Below are 13,568 nucleotides of genomic sequence, written 5' to 3' on the forward strand. Positions count from 1 at the left end.
CTGAGATCATTGCTTTTCTTTGAACACTTCACCTGTCGGTTTCGTGTCTTCTTTTGGGATTGCTTAAACGCCTGGCTCTTTATGCAGCCGACGACATGCTGTGCCATCCTCACGGAACAGATGGCAACGCTCTGGCGGCAAGCCGATAGCGAATGTGGCACCCTCTTCTACCAACACCACGTCATTCTGGCGGTAGACCAGGTTCTGACGGATGGCGGGGATCTGGATATGAATCTGTGTTTCGTGACCAAGCTGTTCAACGACCTGAACTTCACCTTCCAGCGTCACATCCGCAATGTGGCTTGGCAGTAGATGCTCAGGACGGATACCGAGGGACATATTTGCCCCTACCTGTACGTTGGCGCTGTCCACCGGCAGCCAGACTTGCTGGCGGTTTGGCAGCTCCACCTGTACCTGTTCAATGGCTGTCGCCGTCACTTTGACGGGCAGGAAGTTCATCTTTGGCGAGCCAATGAAGCCCGCAACAAAGCGGTCTGCCGGGTAGTGATAGAGCTCCAGCGGTTTGCCCACCTGCGCTACGCGACCGGCATCCAGCACCACGATCTTGTCGGCCAGGGTCATCGCTTCGACCTGATCGTGGGTGACGTAAATCATCGTGCGGCCAAGGCGCTTGTGCAGACGGGAGATTTCGATACGCATCTGGACGCGCAGGGCGGCATCCAGGTTAGAGAGAGGTTCATCGAGCAGGAACACGCGCGGCTCGGCCACCAGCGTACGGCCAATCGCCACACGCTGACGCTGACCACCGGAAAGCGCTTTCGGTTTACGCTCCAGCAGGTGCGCCAGCTGCAACACTTCCGCCACCTGCGTGACGCGCTGGTTAATGACCTCTTTTTTCGCCCCTGCCAACTTCAGGCCAAAGGACATGTTCTCGGCAACGGAAAGATGGGGATAAAGCGCATAAGACTGGAACACCATGCCTACGCCGCGTTCGGCTGGCGGGATGTCGTTCATTCGGGTATCACCGATCAGCAAATCGCCGCTGGTGATGGTTTCAAGACCGGCAATCATACGCAGCAGAGTAGATTTACCACAGCCTGATGGGCCCACAAACACCACAAACTCGCCTTCAGTGATGTCCAGATTGATGTCTTTCGACACCACTACGTCGCCCCAGGCTTTCGTTACATTACGCAGCTGTACGCTCGCCATGCCCTTCTCCCTTCGTTACAACCTGTCACCGACAGAAACATTCAAGATAAGTTCACTATGGGGTATCCATTACTTTCGTGAATCCTCCACCCCCCGGCTTTTTTATGGGGGAGGAGGCGGGAGGATGAGAGAGCAGGCTCTGCGACCGCAGCCGGGGGGCTGAGGCGAAATTCGTGAAGCGGCCTGCAAAATTCGGTGGGTTTTTATGTGCGCCAGCACTCATAACTTAAATTTATGCAACGGAGATCACACAAACGGGGGGTGGGGCGTAGGGGTTGGGAGGATGGAAAGAGGATGTCAAATAAGGAGACTGAGTCACGTTGAACCACCTTATGTATCCACGAGCACATCACCAAAAAGGATGGCAGATATGAATATCAAGACTGGCGCACGCGTTTTCGCATTGTCCGCCCTTGCAGCAATGATGGTTTCCGCCCCAGCGCTCGCCAAAATTGAAGAAGGCAAGCTGGTTATCTGGATTAACGGCGACAAGGGCTATAACGGCCTGGCCGAAGTGGGCAAAAAATTCGAAAAAGACACCGGTATTAAAGTCACCGTAGAACACCCGGACAAACTGGAAGAGAAATTCCCGCAGGTTGCAGCAACCGGCGACGGTCCGGACATCATCTTCTGGGCGCACGACCGTTTCGGCGGTTACGCGCAGTCTGGTCTGCTGGCTGAAGTCACCCCAGACAAAGCTTTCCAGGACAAGCTGTTCCCGTTCACCTGGGACGCCGTTCGCTATAACGGCAAGCTCATTGCTTACCCAATCGCAGTTGAAGCCCTGTCTCTGATTTACAACAAAGACCTGGTGCCAAACCCGCCGAAAACCTGGGAAGAGATCCCGAAACTGGATAAAGAACTGAAGGCGAAGGGTAAATCCGCCCTGATGTTCAACCTGCAAGAGCCGTACTTCACCTGGCCGCTGATTGCTGCCGACGGCGGTTACGCGTTCAAGTTTGAAAACGGCAAATATGACGTGAAAGACGTGGGCGTGGATAACGCGGGTGCGAAAAAAGGCCTGACCTTCCTGGTTGACCTGATTAAGAACAAACACATGAACGCGGATACCGACTACTCCATCGCGGAAGCGGCGTTCAACAAAGGCGAAACCGCGATGACCATCAACGGTCCGTGGGCCTGGACCAACATCGACAAGAGCAAAATCAACTACGGCGTGACGCTGCTGCCAACCTTCAACGGCAAGCCGTCTAAACCGTTCGTCGGCGTGCTGAGCGCGGGCATCAACGCCGCCAGCCCGAACAAAGAGCTGGCGAAAGAGTTCCTGGAAAACTACCTGCTGACCGATCAGGGTCTGGGTGAAGTGAACAAGGACAAACCGCTGGGCGCCGTGGCGCTGAAATCCTTCCAGGATCAGCTGGCGAAAGATCCACGCATCGCGGCGACCATGGATAACGCCCAGAAAGGCGAAATCATGCCGAACATCCCACAGATGGCTGCGTTCTGGTACGCCACCCGTACTGCGGTCATCAACGCTGCAAGCGGTCGTCAGACTGTCGATGCCGCGCTGAAGGATGCGCAGGGTCGTATTACCAAGTAATGCCGTAGTCCCCTCTCCCTCCGGGAGAGGGTTAGGGTGAGGGTTGTCGCTATCCGCACGCCCTCACCCCGGCCCTCTCCCCCAGGAGAGGGAGAAAAGATCAAACGTTGTAGAGGAAGAACCCCATGGATGTCATTAAAAAGAAGCACTGGTGGCAAAGCGACGCGCTGAAGTGGTCAGCGATTGGCCTGCTGTGTCTGCTGGTGGGTTACCTTGTTGTTTTAATGTACGTACAAGGGGAATATCTGTTTGCCATCATGACGCTGATCTTAAGCTCTGCTGGCCTGTATATTTTCGCCAACCGTAAAGCCTATGCCTGGCGCTATGTCTACCCGGGCGTCGCCGGGATGGGGCTGTTTGTCCTGTTCCCGCTGATCTGCACCATCGCCATTGCGTTCACCAACTACAGCAGCACCAACCAGCTTGCGCAGGAGCGCGCCACTCAGGTGCTTCTGGATCGCTCTTATCAGGCGGGTAAAACCTTTAACTTCGGCCTGTATCCTGCGGGTGACGAGTGGAAGTTAGCGCTTACTGACGGTGAGAGCGGCAAAAACTATATTTCCGACGCGTTCAAATTTGGCGGCGAGCAGAAGCTGGCCTTAAAAGAGGCTGCGGCCCTGCCGGAAGGTGAACGCGCCAACCTGCGTATCATCACCCAGAATCGCCAGGCGCTGACCCAGCTTACCGCCGTACTGCCCGATGACAGCAAAGTGACCATGAGCTCGCTGCGCCAGTTCTCCGGCACGCAGCCGCTTTATACTCTGGCGGACGACGGCACGCTGACCAACAACCAGAGCGGCGTGAAGTACCGTCCGAATAACGACATTGGTTTCTATCAGTCCATTACCGCCGACGGAAAATGGGGTGATGACAAGCTCAGCCCGGGCTATACCGTCACCATCGGTTGGGACAACTTTACCCGCGTGTTTACCGACGAAGGCATTCAGAAACCGTTCTTTGCCATCTTCGTCTGGACGGTGGTCTTCTCGGTGCTGACGGTGATCCTGACCGTGGCCGTGGGCATGGTGCTGGCCTGTCTGGTGCAGTGGGAGTCCTTTAAAGGCAAAGCGATTTACCGCGTGCTGCTGATTCTGCCTTACGCCGTACCGTCGTTTATCTCGATTCTGATTTTCAAAGGGCTGTTTAACCAGAGCTTCGGTGAAATCAACATGATGCTGAGCGCGCTGTTCGGTATCAAACCGGCCTGGTTCAGCGACCCGACCACCGCCCGTTCGATGATTATCATCGTCAACACCTGGCTGGGTTATCCGTACATGATGATCCTGTGCATGGGCCTGCTGAAGGCTATCCCGGACGATCTGTACGAAGCCTCGGCGATGGACGGCGCGGGTCCGTTCCAGAACTTCTTTAAAATTACGCTGCCGCTGCTCATTAAGCCGCTGACGCCGCTGATGATTGCCAGCTTCGCCTTTAACTTTAACAACTTCGTGCTGATTCAGCTGTTGACCAACGGTGGCCCGGACCGTCTCGGCACCACCACGCCGGCAGGCTATACCGACCTGCTCGTGAGCTACACCTACCGTATCGCCTTCGAGGGCGGCGGCGATTGCCACCCTGATCTTCCTGCTGGTTGGCGCCCTGGCGATCGTGAACCTTAAAGCTACACGAATGAAATTTGACTAAGGAGGGCACTGAACATGGCAATGGTACAACCCAAATCTCAGAAACTGCGCCTCCTGGCGACGCACTTAGGCCTGCTGATTTTCATCGCGGCGATCATGTTCCCGCTGCTGATGGTTATCGCCATCTCCCTGCGTTCGGGTAACTTTGCGACGGGGAGCCTGATCCCGGATGAAATCTCCTGGGAGCACTGGAAGCTCGCGCTGGGCTTCAGCGTGGAGCACGCGGATGGCCGCGTCACCCCGCCGCCGTTCCCGGTGCTGCTGTGGCTGTGGAACTCGGTGAAAGTGGCGACCATCACGGCGATCGGCATCGTGACGCTCTCCACCACCTGTGCCTACGCCTTCGCCCGTATGCGCTTCCCGGGCAAAGCAACGCTGCTGAAAGGCATGCTGATTTTCCAGATGTTCCCGGCCGTGCTGTCTCTGGTCGCGTTGTATGCCCTGTTTGACCGTCTCGGCCAGTACGTGCCGTTTATCGGCCTGAACACCCACGGCGGCGTGATCTTCGCCTATCTCGGCGGTATTGCCCTGCACGTGTGGACCATCAAAGGCTATTTCGAAACCATCGACGGCTCGCTGGAAGAGGCGGCGTCGCTGGACGGCGCTACCCCGTGGCAGGCGTTCCGTCTGGTGCTGCTGCCGCTGTCCGTGCCGATTCTGGCGGTAGTGTTTATCCTGTCGTTTATCGCGGCGATCACCGAAGTACCGGTTGCCTCACTGTTACTGCGCGATGTGAACAGCTACACCCTGGCCGTGGGTATGCAGCAATACCTCAACCCGCAAAACTACCTGTGGGGCGACTTTGCCGCGGCGGCCGTACTCTCCGCCATCCCGATTACCGTGGTGTTCCTGCTGGCCCAGCGCTGGCTGGTTAACGGCCTGACGGCGGGCGGCGTGAAAGGTTAAGTTTCATCTGTTATGCCACTGCAACCCTCAACTTTAGACGTATTGTATTGACCCAACTTGTGACTGTTATTAGGCGCTCTTCGGAGCGCCATTTTTTTATTCCCGTTTCAGCCGCTTTGAGTTGCACAGCCAGAGGGTGATCACCAGCAGCAGGATCGCCGCCGAGTAGATCAGCACGTCGAGCGGGGATTTATGATCGACGATGATCAGCCGCACAATGGCGGTGATGCCAATGTAGACGAAATAGCGCAGCGGGAAGTGAAAGCCGGACTGAAAGTACTTCACAATCAGGGCGATAAATTCAAAGTAGAGAAAGTAGACCACCAGGCCTTCCACCAGCGCATATTTGCTGGTTTGCTCAGGGGCGAACAGCACATCCGCCAGATGCACCGTCTCTTTACCGAGAAAGACGACCAGGATCAGGCCAAGGCTCAGCAGACCGAGGTTCAGCACGGTCTGGAGGATAGTTGAGATAAACTCAACGCGCGGGCGAGTCAGGGATGTCATACAGCACCTCATTCTCCAGGGCGAGATTCCTGTATAACGCAAAAATGTGACGGGGATCTATATTTTTTGTTTATGTTTGGCGCAACGGAGAGGATTACCCCTCACCCTAACCCTCTCCCCAGAGGGGAGAGGGAACTGCTCGGTGCGGTTTTCACCCTCTCCCCTCTGGGGAGAGGGACGGGGTGAGGGGGCAAACATTAACGGAAGTTAATGTTCTTATCGCTCGTCATGTCATACAGCTGGAACTTACGCCCAAGCTGCTGGCCGCCGTCACGCGTCAGCGGCGTCCAGCCCACGGCCGCGCGGCTGCGGGTTGGGCCTGACGAGAACAGATCCAGCGGAATCGACACGTAAACCCCTTTGGTGAAGTCCCCTTCCCCGTACTCGTCCGGCGAGACGTTGGTGATGGTGGCGTAGCCGCCCACCACGACGCCGCTGTCGAAGTGTTTGGAGATATCCAGCGTGCCGCCCTTATCGCCCGCCAGATACTGGCCGACGCTGGCTTTCACCAGCACGTCCTGCGCGAACGACGGCGTCCAGTAGGCGGTCAGGTGGCCGGTTTTGACGCTGTAGTCGGTGAACTTCATCATGTCCTGCGCGCTGCGCCAGTCACGCTGCTTAACGTAGTTGGCATCAATCCCGAACGCCCAGTTGCTGTCGACGGGACGATACAGCACCTCCGCCCCCGCGCCGCCGAACATAGTTTCCAGATAGCCCCCGTAAACCTGGCCGTAGAAGCCGTTGCCGAAGTACTGGAAGTAGTTGGCCTGCAGGTTATTCACGTAGACATCGTTCTGCACGTATTCACGCACGCGGGTACGCACGCGCGGCAGCTTCGAGTCGTTTGGCGGGTTGGTGTAGTTAAACTTGTCGTAGTTGTTCGCGATGTTGCCGAACAGGCTACCGGTGGTCAACAGGTGGTCGGTGACCCACAGATCCGCCGTCGCCATCGCACCCAGCTGATACATGTAGAAGTTTTCCGGCCCGCCGACGGACTGGTTCAGCACCGGATCGATATGGAAATCAAAGCGCGATTTATCGATATACCAGCCCTGCTCGGTGGTTTCCGGCACGATCGGCTCTACGCGTTTTTGCACCAGCTCGGTTTCATGCCCGAGCGGTTCACCTTCAAGATGGCGCTTAAGGCTGGCGACATCGGTTTCGGTTGTGACCTGGGGCAGATTCAGGCGGTTCTCCGTCACGCGGATCGTGCGGATCCCGTCCGGGAGATCGTTCATCACGATCCGGTTGGCGCGTTCGATCCCTTCCCGCGAGTCGCGGTATTTCACCTGCTCGCCGGTGACGTACAGCGTATCGCCTTTCACCTGAATTTTCGGATCGGCCAGGCCGGCATTGTATTTCAACAGCGTCAGCTGGTTTGCCACCACGGAGTGCTGCAGAATCGCATCCTGCGGCTCCGGCCGGTAGGCAGGCCGCGCGTTGTCGTTGTAGTGCGGCCGCATGTCGTTAAAGTTAGTGCGCAGCGTGAAGCCAAACATCACCGTGTTGCCGCGCTCGTAGCTGAGGTTAACGTCGGCCCAGTCGGTGACGCGATAAATGGCGCCGACGTTAAACTTGCTCTTCTGCTCAATCTTCCCGGCGAAATCCTGGGAGTAGTCGTTCCCTTCGTACTCCAGCTTCAGGCGCAGCGGCTGCCACGGCGTCTGGTATTCCACGCCGCCGAACAGCGAGGCCGGGCCGTGGAACATCTGGTCGCCGTTGATGGACCCCGCTTTCTTATAGCTGTTATCGCGGTAGCAGTATTTGTCGCTGTAGGTACAGAACGGGTTTTTGACGTTGCCGCTGGTGCCGAGATAGCCCCAGCCAAGACCGAGAGAAAAATCAAACGGTCCCCAGGCCTTGCTGGCCACGATGTATTCCGCGTCGAACAGGCCGGTCCCGCCGATATCTTTTGCCCCCACGGAGACCTGCGGCATCCAGTAGCTCTCTTCCCACAGGCGGAGTTTGACGTCGAAGGCTTTATCTTTGTAGGTCTGATCGCCGGAGAAGGCGTCGACGCTGCTGTACTGTTTCGTACGCACGTCGGTGTAACGCAGCGTGGTTTCGAGCCACGGGAAAAGCTGTACGGAGGCGGAATAGTAGCGATACTGGTCGTTATCGCGGTAGTTCAGGCTAATTTCCCCTTCACGCGCCATGCGCGCGGTGGGCGTTTGCAGTAAACCGACGCCGCCGAAGTCTGACTGAGACGGGCCAACAGGTGCCGGATACGTTTCTGCATGGCAGGCAGCGCTTACGCAGAGCGCCAGCATGCTGTAGAGATAGGTTTTTTTCATTCTTCCGGTATCCGCTGTGTCAGGGAGTGAAGGATATCGGCGTTAAGCCCGTCATATGCCTTCGTCCAGAAATGGTCGGCAAAACCGACAAAAATGATGCTGCCCGGCATGGGTTCGATATGGCGTTTATTCCAGTACGCCACCGGCGCTTTTTGCGTATGCCCGTCTGGATAAATAATCCATGCGTAGCTGTTATCCGCGCCGCTCAGCAGGCTTTGTTCGTCGAGATAGCTCGCCACGTCACGACCGGGCGTAAAGGGCTTTTTACCGGGGCTGCTGATAAGCCCCATCACGGTCACCGTCGTCGGCTTCGCCGGAAGCCAGAGGGTGTACTCCCCTTCAAGCGTGGGGTTGCCCTTTTCCGTGACGCGCACTTCATCTGGGTCAAGATTGACTTTCTGGCGGCCTGTCACCTTCAGCGCCTGAAGCTGCTGGCGAACGCTGTTAATGGCTGCGGCATCGTCGCCGTCTTCCTGCTCCGCCAGACCCGTCAGGCGGGCCAGCAGGGCATGGTGTTCCTGCTCCGCCTTAACCGTCGCCTGACGCTCGCCGATCACCGCTCCCGGCCACCAGCTGTTGGCAAGCCTTGGCTGCCCGACGAGATCGAGAAGATGCTCGGCGTTAGTTAAGGTTTTGGGTTTTTCACTGTCCGGCGTGTAGACCTTTACCGTTCCTGCGGACCATGCCAGCGGTGCGGCAAGGCTGGCGAGAAGCGCAGCGTGGATGAGCATTTTCATGATTTCGCCGCCTTGATCAGGGTGGTTTTCACCGGGAAGAAACCGGCACCGAGATACTGCAAGGACTGACGGATCTGCCCTTCCTCGTCGATCCAGAAGCGGTTATGCCAGGTGGCCTGGTCGGTTGTCACCTTCTCATCCAGCACGCGCACCTGGGTTTCGTCGCTGCCGACCTTCACGCTGTCCGTACCGTCCCAGCGGAAGGTGGAGCGGGCCGTGGCATAGCGCACCTGCTTGTGCTCGGTCCAGCCCATCGTGCGCGTCCAGCTTGCGCCGTCGACGATCTGATTTGGCTTGATGAGCGGATCTTCGGCGAGATTATTCACCTCGAGCAAGTTATCGCCGCCGAGCAGCGTTTTCACTATTCGTCCATGCTGCGTCACGATGGTGGCCTGATCCTGCGTCACCCATTTCTGCTGCCCGTTTTCATCGAAAGCGAGCACCACAAACAGCTGCGGGCCATCATTAAGCTGCATGTACTGGCTGGCGTACGGCATGTTCTGAAGTTCGTCATCGGTCAGGTGTACGCCCGGCGTGCCGAACAGGCTGTCCCACAGTGAATGTCCCAGCCCTTTGGTGGTGGCTGAGCACGCCTGCAACAGCAGGCAAATCAGAATGATTGCAGGTCGCTTCACGACTCTTCTCCGAAGGGGCGAAATAACCACACCGAAGTGTGGTTATGATTAAAACACCCGGTATTACTGGGTGCTGGTTGTCGTAGTGGTCGTGGTTCCGGTATTGGAGCCATCACCGCCACCGGTTGCCGCCAGCGCGACACCCACGGCTGAACTTACGGTGCTGGTGCTGGCTGCGGTAGAACTTCCCGCAGACGCAGACGTCGCTGCCGACCCTGCTGCTTCCCCGACCTGGACCGGAGCTGCATAGACAGACGTCGCCGCAAGTGCAGATATGGCAAAAATGCCATACAGTACTTTCTTCATAACAATTTCCCTTCAATGAATGAATGGAGATTTGCCCGAAAAGAAATTCAGGCGGAATCGAGTATACACAACTACAGCAGAGGGTTTACCGTGGGGGGAAATAGGGTGATGGTTTTCGGACTAATGGATAAAAAGGAAATGAAAAATAAAAAATCAAAATAAATAAACAAACAAAATCAAATATTTATAATATGATCTCTTTATCTTACTTCTACGTATTTTCTTAAAATAAACCGCAGCAATTAGCAGGTTAACCGCCTTTTTCAGATTAAACTCAGAGTCAGAATTTGAGTTAACTAACAGACATCAGGAATTATCCGATAAAAAAATGCCGGCATATCGCCGGCATTTTTCATGACATATTAATTACGCACGCCATGCTTTATAACGGTTAATCAAACCGTTTGTAGAACTGTCGTGGCTGTCGATCGCTTTATCGTCACCCAGCTCTGGCAGAATGCGGTTTGCCAGCTGCTTGCCCAGCTCAACGCCCCACTGGTCAAAGGTGAAGATGTTCAGGATAGCGCCCTGAGTGAAGATCTTGTGCTCGTACAGCGCAATCAGCGCGCCCAGGCTGAACGGAGTGATTTCGCGCAGCAGGATGGAGTTGGTTGGACGGTTGCCTTCGAACACTTTGAACGGCACAACGTGGTCCAGCGTGGCCGGATCTTTACCCTGGTCACGGTATTCCTGCTCTACCACCTCACGGGATTTACCGAACGCCAGCGCTTCGGTCTGCGCGAAGAAGTTGGACAGCAGCTTCGGATGGTGGTCGGACAGCGGGTTGTGCGTGATTGCCGGCGCGATGAAATCGCACGGTACCATTTTAGTGCCCTGGTGAATCAGCTGGTAGAACGCGTGCTGGCCGTTGGTGCCCGGCTCGCCCCAAATGATTGGGCCGGTCTGGTAATCCACCGCGTTGCCGTTACGGTCAACGTACTTACCGTTGGATTCCATGTTGCCCTGCTGGAAGTAGGCCGCAAAGCGGTGCATGTACTGGTCGTAAGGCAGGATAGCTTCGGTTTCAGCGCCGAAGAAGTTGTTGTACCAGATCCCAATCAGCGCCAGCAGCACCGGCAGGTTTTTCTCTGGTGCGGTGGTGGAGAAGTGTTTATCCATCGCGTGCGCGCCGGAGAGCAGCTCAACGAAGTTGTCGAAGCCCACGGACAGGATGATGGACAGACCGATTGCAGACCACAGAGAGTAGCGGCCGCCAACCCAGTCCCAGAACTCGAACATGTTCGCGGTGTCGATACCGAACTCGCTGACGGCTTTACCGTTGGTGGACAGCGCCGCAAAGTGTTTCGCCACGTGCTTGTTGTCGCCCGCGGTTTTCAGGAACCAGTCGCGCGCGCTGTGGGCGTTGGTCATGGTTTCCTGGGTGGTGAAGGTTTTGGACGCCACCAGGAACAGGGTGGTTTCCGGGTTTACGTTCTTCAGCACTTCGGCGATGTGGGTACCGTCGACGTTAGAGACAAAGTGCATGTTGAGGTGGTTTTTATACGGACGCAGCGCTTCGGTCACCATGAACGGACCGAGGTCAGAGCCGCCGATACCGATGTTAACAACATCCGTAATTGGTTTGCCGGTGTAGCCTTTCCACTGGCCTGAGATGATCGCTTCGGAGAAAGCTTTCATCTTTTCCAGCACCGCATTCACTTCCGGCATCACATCTTTGCCGTCAACGATGATTGGCGTATTGCTACGGTTACGCAGGGCCACATGCAGCACGGCACGGTCTTCGGTGCGGTTGATCTTCTCGCCGGAGAACATGGATTTGATGGCGTCGGCCAGCTCGGTCTCTTTCGCCAGGTCCTGCAGTTTTGCCAGCGTCTCTTCGGTAATGCGGTTCTTGGAGAAATCCACCAGCATCAGGTCATCGAAGGTCGCGGAGAACTTAGTGAAACGATCGGCATCTTTCGCGAACAGATCCGCGATGGTGACGTCTTTCATTTCATCAAAATGTTTCTGTAGTGCCTGCCAGGCAGCGGTCTGCGTTGGGTTGATGTTTTTCATTAGCAATACTCTTCTGATTTGAGAATTGTGACTGCGGTCGATTGTAGCGCCTGCAAATAAAAATTGTGATGGTTTTTATGCCATTGCCCTGGCCTGTATCAAACACAGGTGAAAAGACCCGAAAAGTATAGCTGCTGAAGAGCCCTCCCGGGGCGGCGAAATGTCGGCCAAAACAGGGTAAAATGGAGCATAAAATATGGCCCTGTTATAAGTCCTGTTTCTCAGGGGTACCCCCCCATAAAAAATCCGCATAATCCCAGCATTGACAGGACCTCCCCCGCATTTTATTTATAGGGCCGTATTTTGCGCCTGCACCTGTTTTCGTTTCATTCTTGTGCCAAGGTCGCTTATTCATTCCCTGACACGAGGTTGTTATGACGAGTTTTGTGGTCGCCAAGTTTGGCGGCACCAGTGTGGCCGATTACGATGCCATGAACCGCAGCGCCGATGTGGTGCTGGCCGATCCGAATACCCGCCTGGTGGTGCTCTCTGCATCCGCCGGCGTGACGAACCTGCTGGTTTCTCTGTCTGAAGGACTGGAAGCGACAGAACGTTTCGTGAAGCTGGATGCACTGCGCAAAATTCAGTTCGACATTCTTGAACGTCTGCAAAATCCAAACGTGATCCGCGAAGAAGTGGAGCGCCTGCTGGAAAATATTACCACCCTGGCAGAAGCGGCGTCTCTGGCCACCTCTACCGCCCTGACCGATGAACTGGTCAGCCACGGTGAATTGATGTCTACCCTGCTGTTCGTTGAAATTATGCGCGAGCGTAACGTTCAGGCGCAGTGGTTTGACGTGCGTAAAGTGATGCGCACCAGCGATCGTTTTGGGCGCGCCGAACCGGACGTTGAGATGCTGGCCGAGCTCACCAACCAGCAGCTGGCGCCGCGCCTGGCAGAAGGCATGGTGATCACCCAGGGCTTTATCGGCAGCGAAGCAAAAGGACGCACGACAACGCTTGGCCGTGGCGGCAGCGACTACACCGCCGCGCTGCTGGGCGAAGCCCTGCACGCAACGCGCGTGGATATCTGGACTGACGTGCCGGGTATTTACACCACCGATCCGCGCGTCGTTTCCGCGGCAAAACGCATTGATGTGATCGCATTTGAAGAAGCGGCGGAAATGGCCACCTTCGGCGCGAAAGTGCTGCATCCGGCAACGCTGCTGCCTGCCGTGCGCAGCGATATTCCGGTCTTCGTTGGCTCCAGTAAAGATCCAAAAGCGGGCGGCACGCTGGTCTGCAAGAAAACCGAGAACCCGCCGCTGTTCCGCGCGCTGGCCCTGCGCCGCCGCCAGACGCTGGTGACGCTGCACAGCCATAATATGCTCCACTCCCGCGGTTTCCTGGCGGAAGTGTTTGGCATCCTCGCGCGCCATAACATTTCTGTAGATTTGATTACCACCTCCGAAGTGAGCATTGCGCTGACGCTGGACACCACGGGTTCAACCTCCACCGGCGACACCCTGCTAACGCAGTCGCTGCTGATTGAGCTGTCTGAGCTGTGCCGCGTGGAGGTGGAAGAAGACCTGGCGCTGGTGGCCATCATCGGTAACAAGCTGTCTCGCGCCTGCGGCGTGGGCAAAGAGGTGTTTGGCGTGCTTGACCCGTTCAACATCCGCATGATCTGCTACGGTGCCTCCAGCTATAACCTCTGCTTCCTGGTCCCTGCCGATCAGGCCGAGCAGGTGGTGCAGAAACTTCATCAGAATTTGTTTGAATAAAATTCGTTAGCACGATAAACAATACCTATAAGCCGGGCACAGACCCGGCTTTTTCATAACTAAACA

10 protein-coding genes and 1 pseudogene are annotated in these 13,568 nt (G+C 56.2%); 4 read left to right on the forward strand and 7 right to left on the reverse strand.

Translation table 11 applies throughout. The features are described 5' to 3' along the window. Positions 1-63: 63 nt before the first annotated feature. Positions 64-1,173 (reverse strand): maltose/maltodextrin ABC transporter ATP-binding protein MalK, encoded by a 1,110-nt coding sequence (gene malK, locus OSH03_RS19920; RefSeq protein ID WP_028015130.1) that lies wholly within the window; start codon positions 1,171-1,173, stop codon positions 64-66. A 370-nt stretch (positions 1,174-1,543) separates the two neighbouring features. Here malK and malE point away from each other — a divergent pair, with 370 nt between their 5' ends. The 3 genes and pseudogenes from malE (at position 1,544) to malG (ending at position 5,283) form a co-directional block, all read left to right on the forward strand. Next, positions 1,544-2,734 (forward strand): maltose/maltodextrin ABC transporter substrate-binding protein MalE, encoded by a 1,191-nt coding sequence (gene malE / locus OSH03_RS19925; RefSeq protein ID WP_032644952.1) that lies wholly within the window; start codon positions 1,544-1,546, stop codon positions 2,732-2,734. A gap of 125 nt (positions 2,735-2,859) precedes the next feature. After that, positions 2,860-4,378, forward strand: a pseudogene (malF, locus tag OSH03_RS19930) (maltose ABC transporter permease MalF). 14 nt (positions 4,379-4,392) lie between these two features. Then, entirely contained in the window at positions 4,393-5,283 is an 891-nt protein-coding gene (gene malG / locus OSH03_RS19935) for a maltose ABC transporter permease MalG (RefSeq protein WP_006810496.1), read from the forward strand. A 96-nt stretch (positions 5,284-5,379) separates the two neighbouring features. On the opposite strand, the gene psiE is transcribed toward malG, so the two are convergent. The 6 genes from psiE to pgi form a co-directional block, all read right to left on the reverse strand. After that, positions 5,380-5,790, reverse strand: a complete 411-nt coding sequence (psiE, locus tag OSH03_RS19940) for a phosphate-starvation-inducible protein PsiE (RefSeq protein ID WP_000202963.1) — start codon at positions 5,788-5,790, stop codon at positions 5,380-5,382. Positions 5,791-5,987: 197 nt separating this feature from the next. Then, positions 5,988-8,084 carry a YjbH domain-containing protein gene (locus OSH03_RS19945; protein WP_222567680.1) on the reverse strand — a complete coding sequence of 699 codons (2,097 nt, stop codon included), beginning with the start codon at positions 8,082-8,084 and terminating at the stop codon, positions 5,988-5,990. Next, complete coding sequence (locus OSH03_RS19950) at positions 8,081-8,821, reverse strand: capsule biosynthesis GfcC family protein (RefSeq protein ID WP_266179897.1); 741 nt, start codon at positions 8,819-8,821, stop codon at positions 8,081-8,083. Before OSH03_RS19950 ends, OSH03_RS19945 begins: the two co-directional genes overlap by 4 nt. After that, positions 8,818-9,456, reverse strand: coding sequence for a YjbF family lipoprotein (locus OSH03_RS19955; RefSeq protein WP_061099585.1), 639 nt, complete (start codon positions 9,454-9,456; stop codon positions 8,818-8,820). Before OSH03_RS19955 ends, OSH03_RS19950 begins: the two co-directional genes overlap by 4 nt. A 63-nt stretch (positions 9,457-9,519) precedes the next feature. Beyond that, positions 9,520-9,762 carry an exopolysaccharide production protein YjbE gene (gene yjbE / locus OSH03_RS19960; RefSeq protein ID WP_013095034.1) on the reverse strand — a complete coding sequence of 81 codons (243 nt, stop codon included), beginning with the start codon at positions 9,760-9,762 and terminating at the stop codon, positions 9,520-9,522. Positions 9,763-10,128: 366 nt separating this feature from the next. Continuing rightward, positions 10,129-11,778, reverse strand: a complete 1,650-nt coding sequence (gene pgi / locus OSH03_RS19965; RefSeq protein ID WP_061099586.1) for a glucose-6-phosphate isomerase — start codon at positions 11,776-11,778, stop codon at positions 10,129-10,131. A 374-nt stretch (positions 11,779-12,152) separates the two neighbouring features. On the opposite strand from pgi, the gene lysC reads away from it, so the two are divergent. After that, positions 12,153-13,502, forward strand: coding sequence for a lysine-sensitive aspartokinase 3 (lysC, locus tag OSH03_RS19970; RefSeq protein WP_041911575.1), 1,350 nt, complete (start codon positions 12,153-12,155; stop codon positions 13,500-13,502). The last annotated feature ends 66 nt before the right edge of the window (positions 13,503-13,568 follow it).

This window comes from Enterobacter nematophilus (assembly GCF_026344075.1).
GTDB lineage: Bacteria > Pseudomonadota > Gammaproteobacteria > Enterobacterales > Enterobacteriaceae > Enterobacter > Enterobacter nematophilus.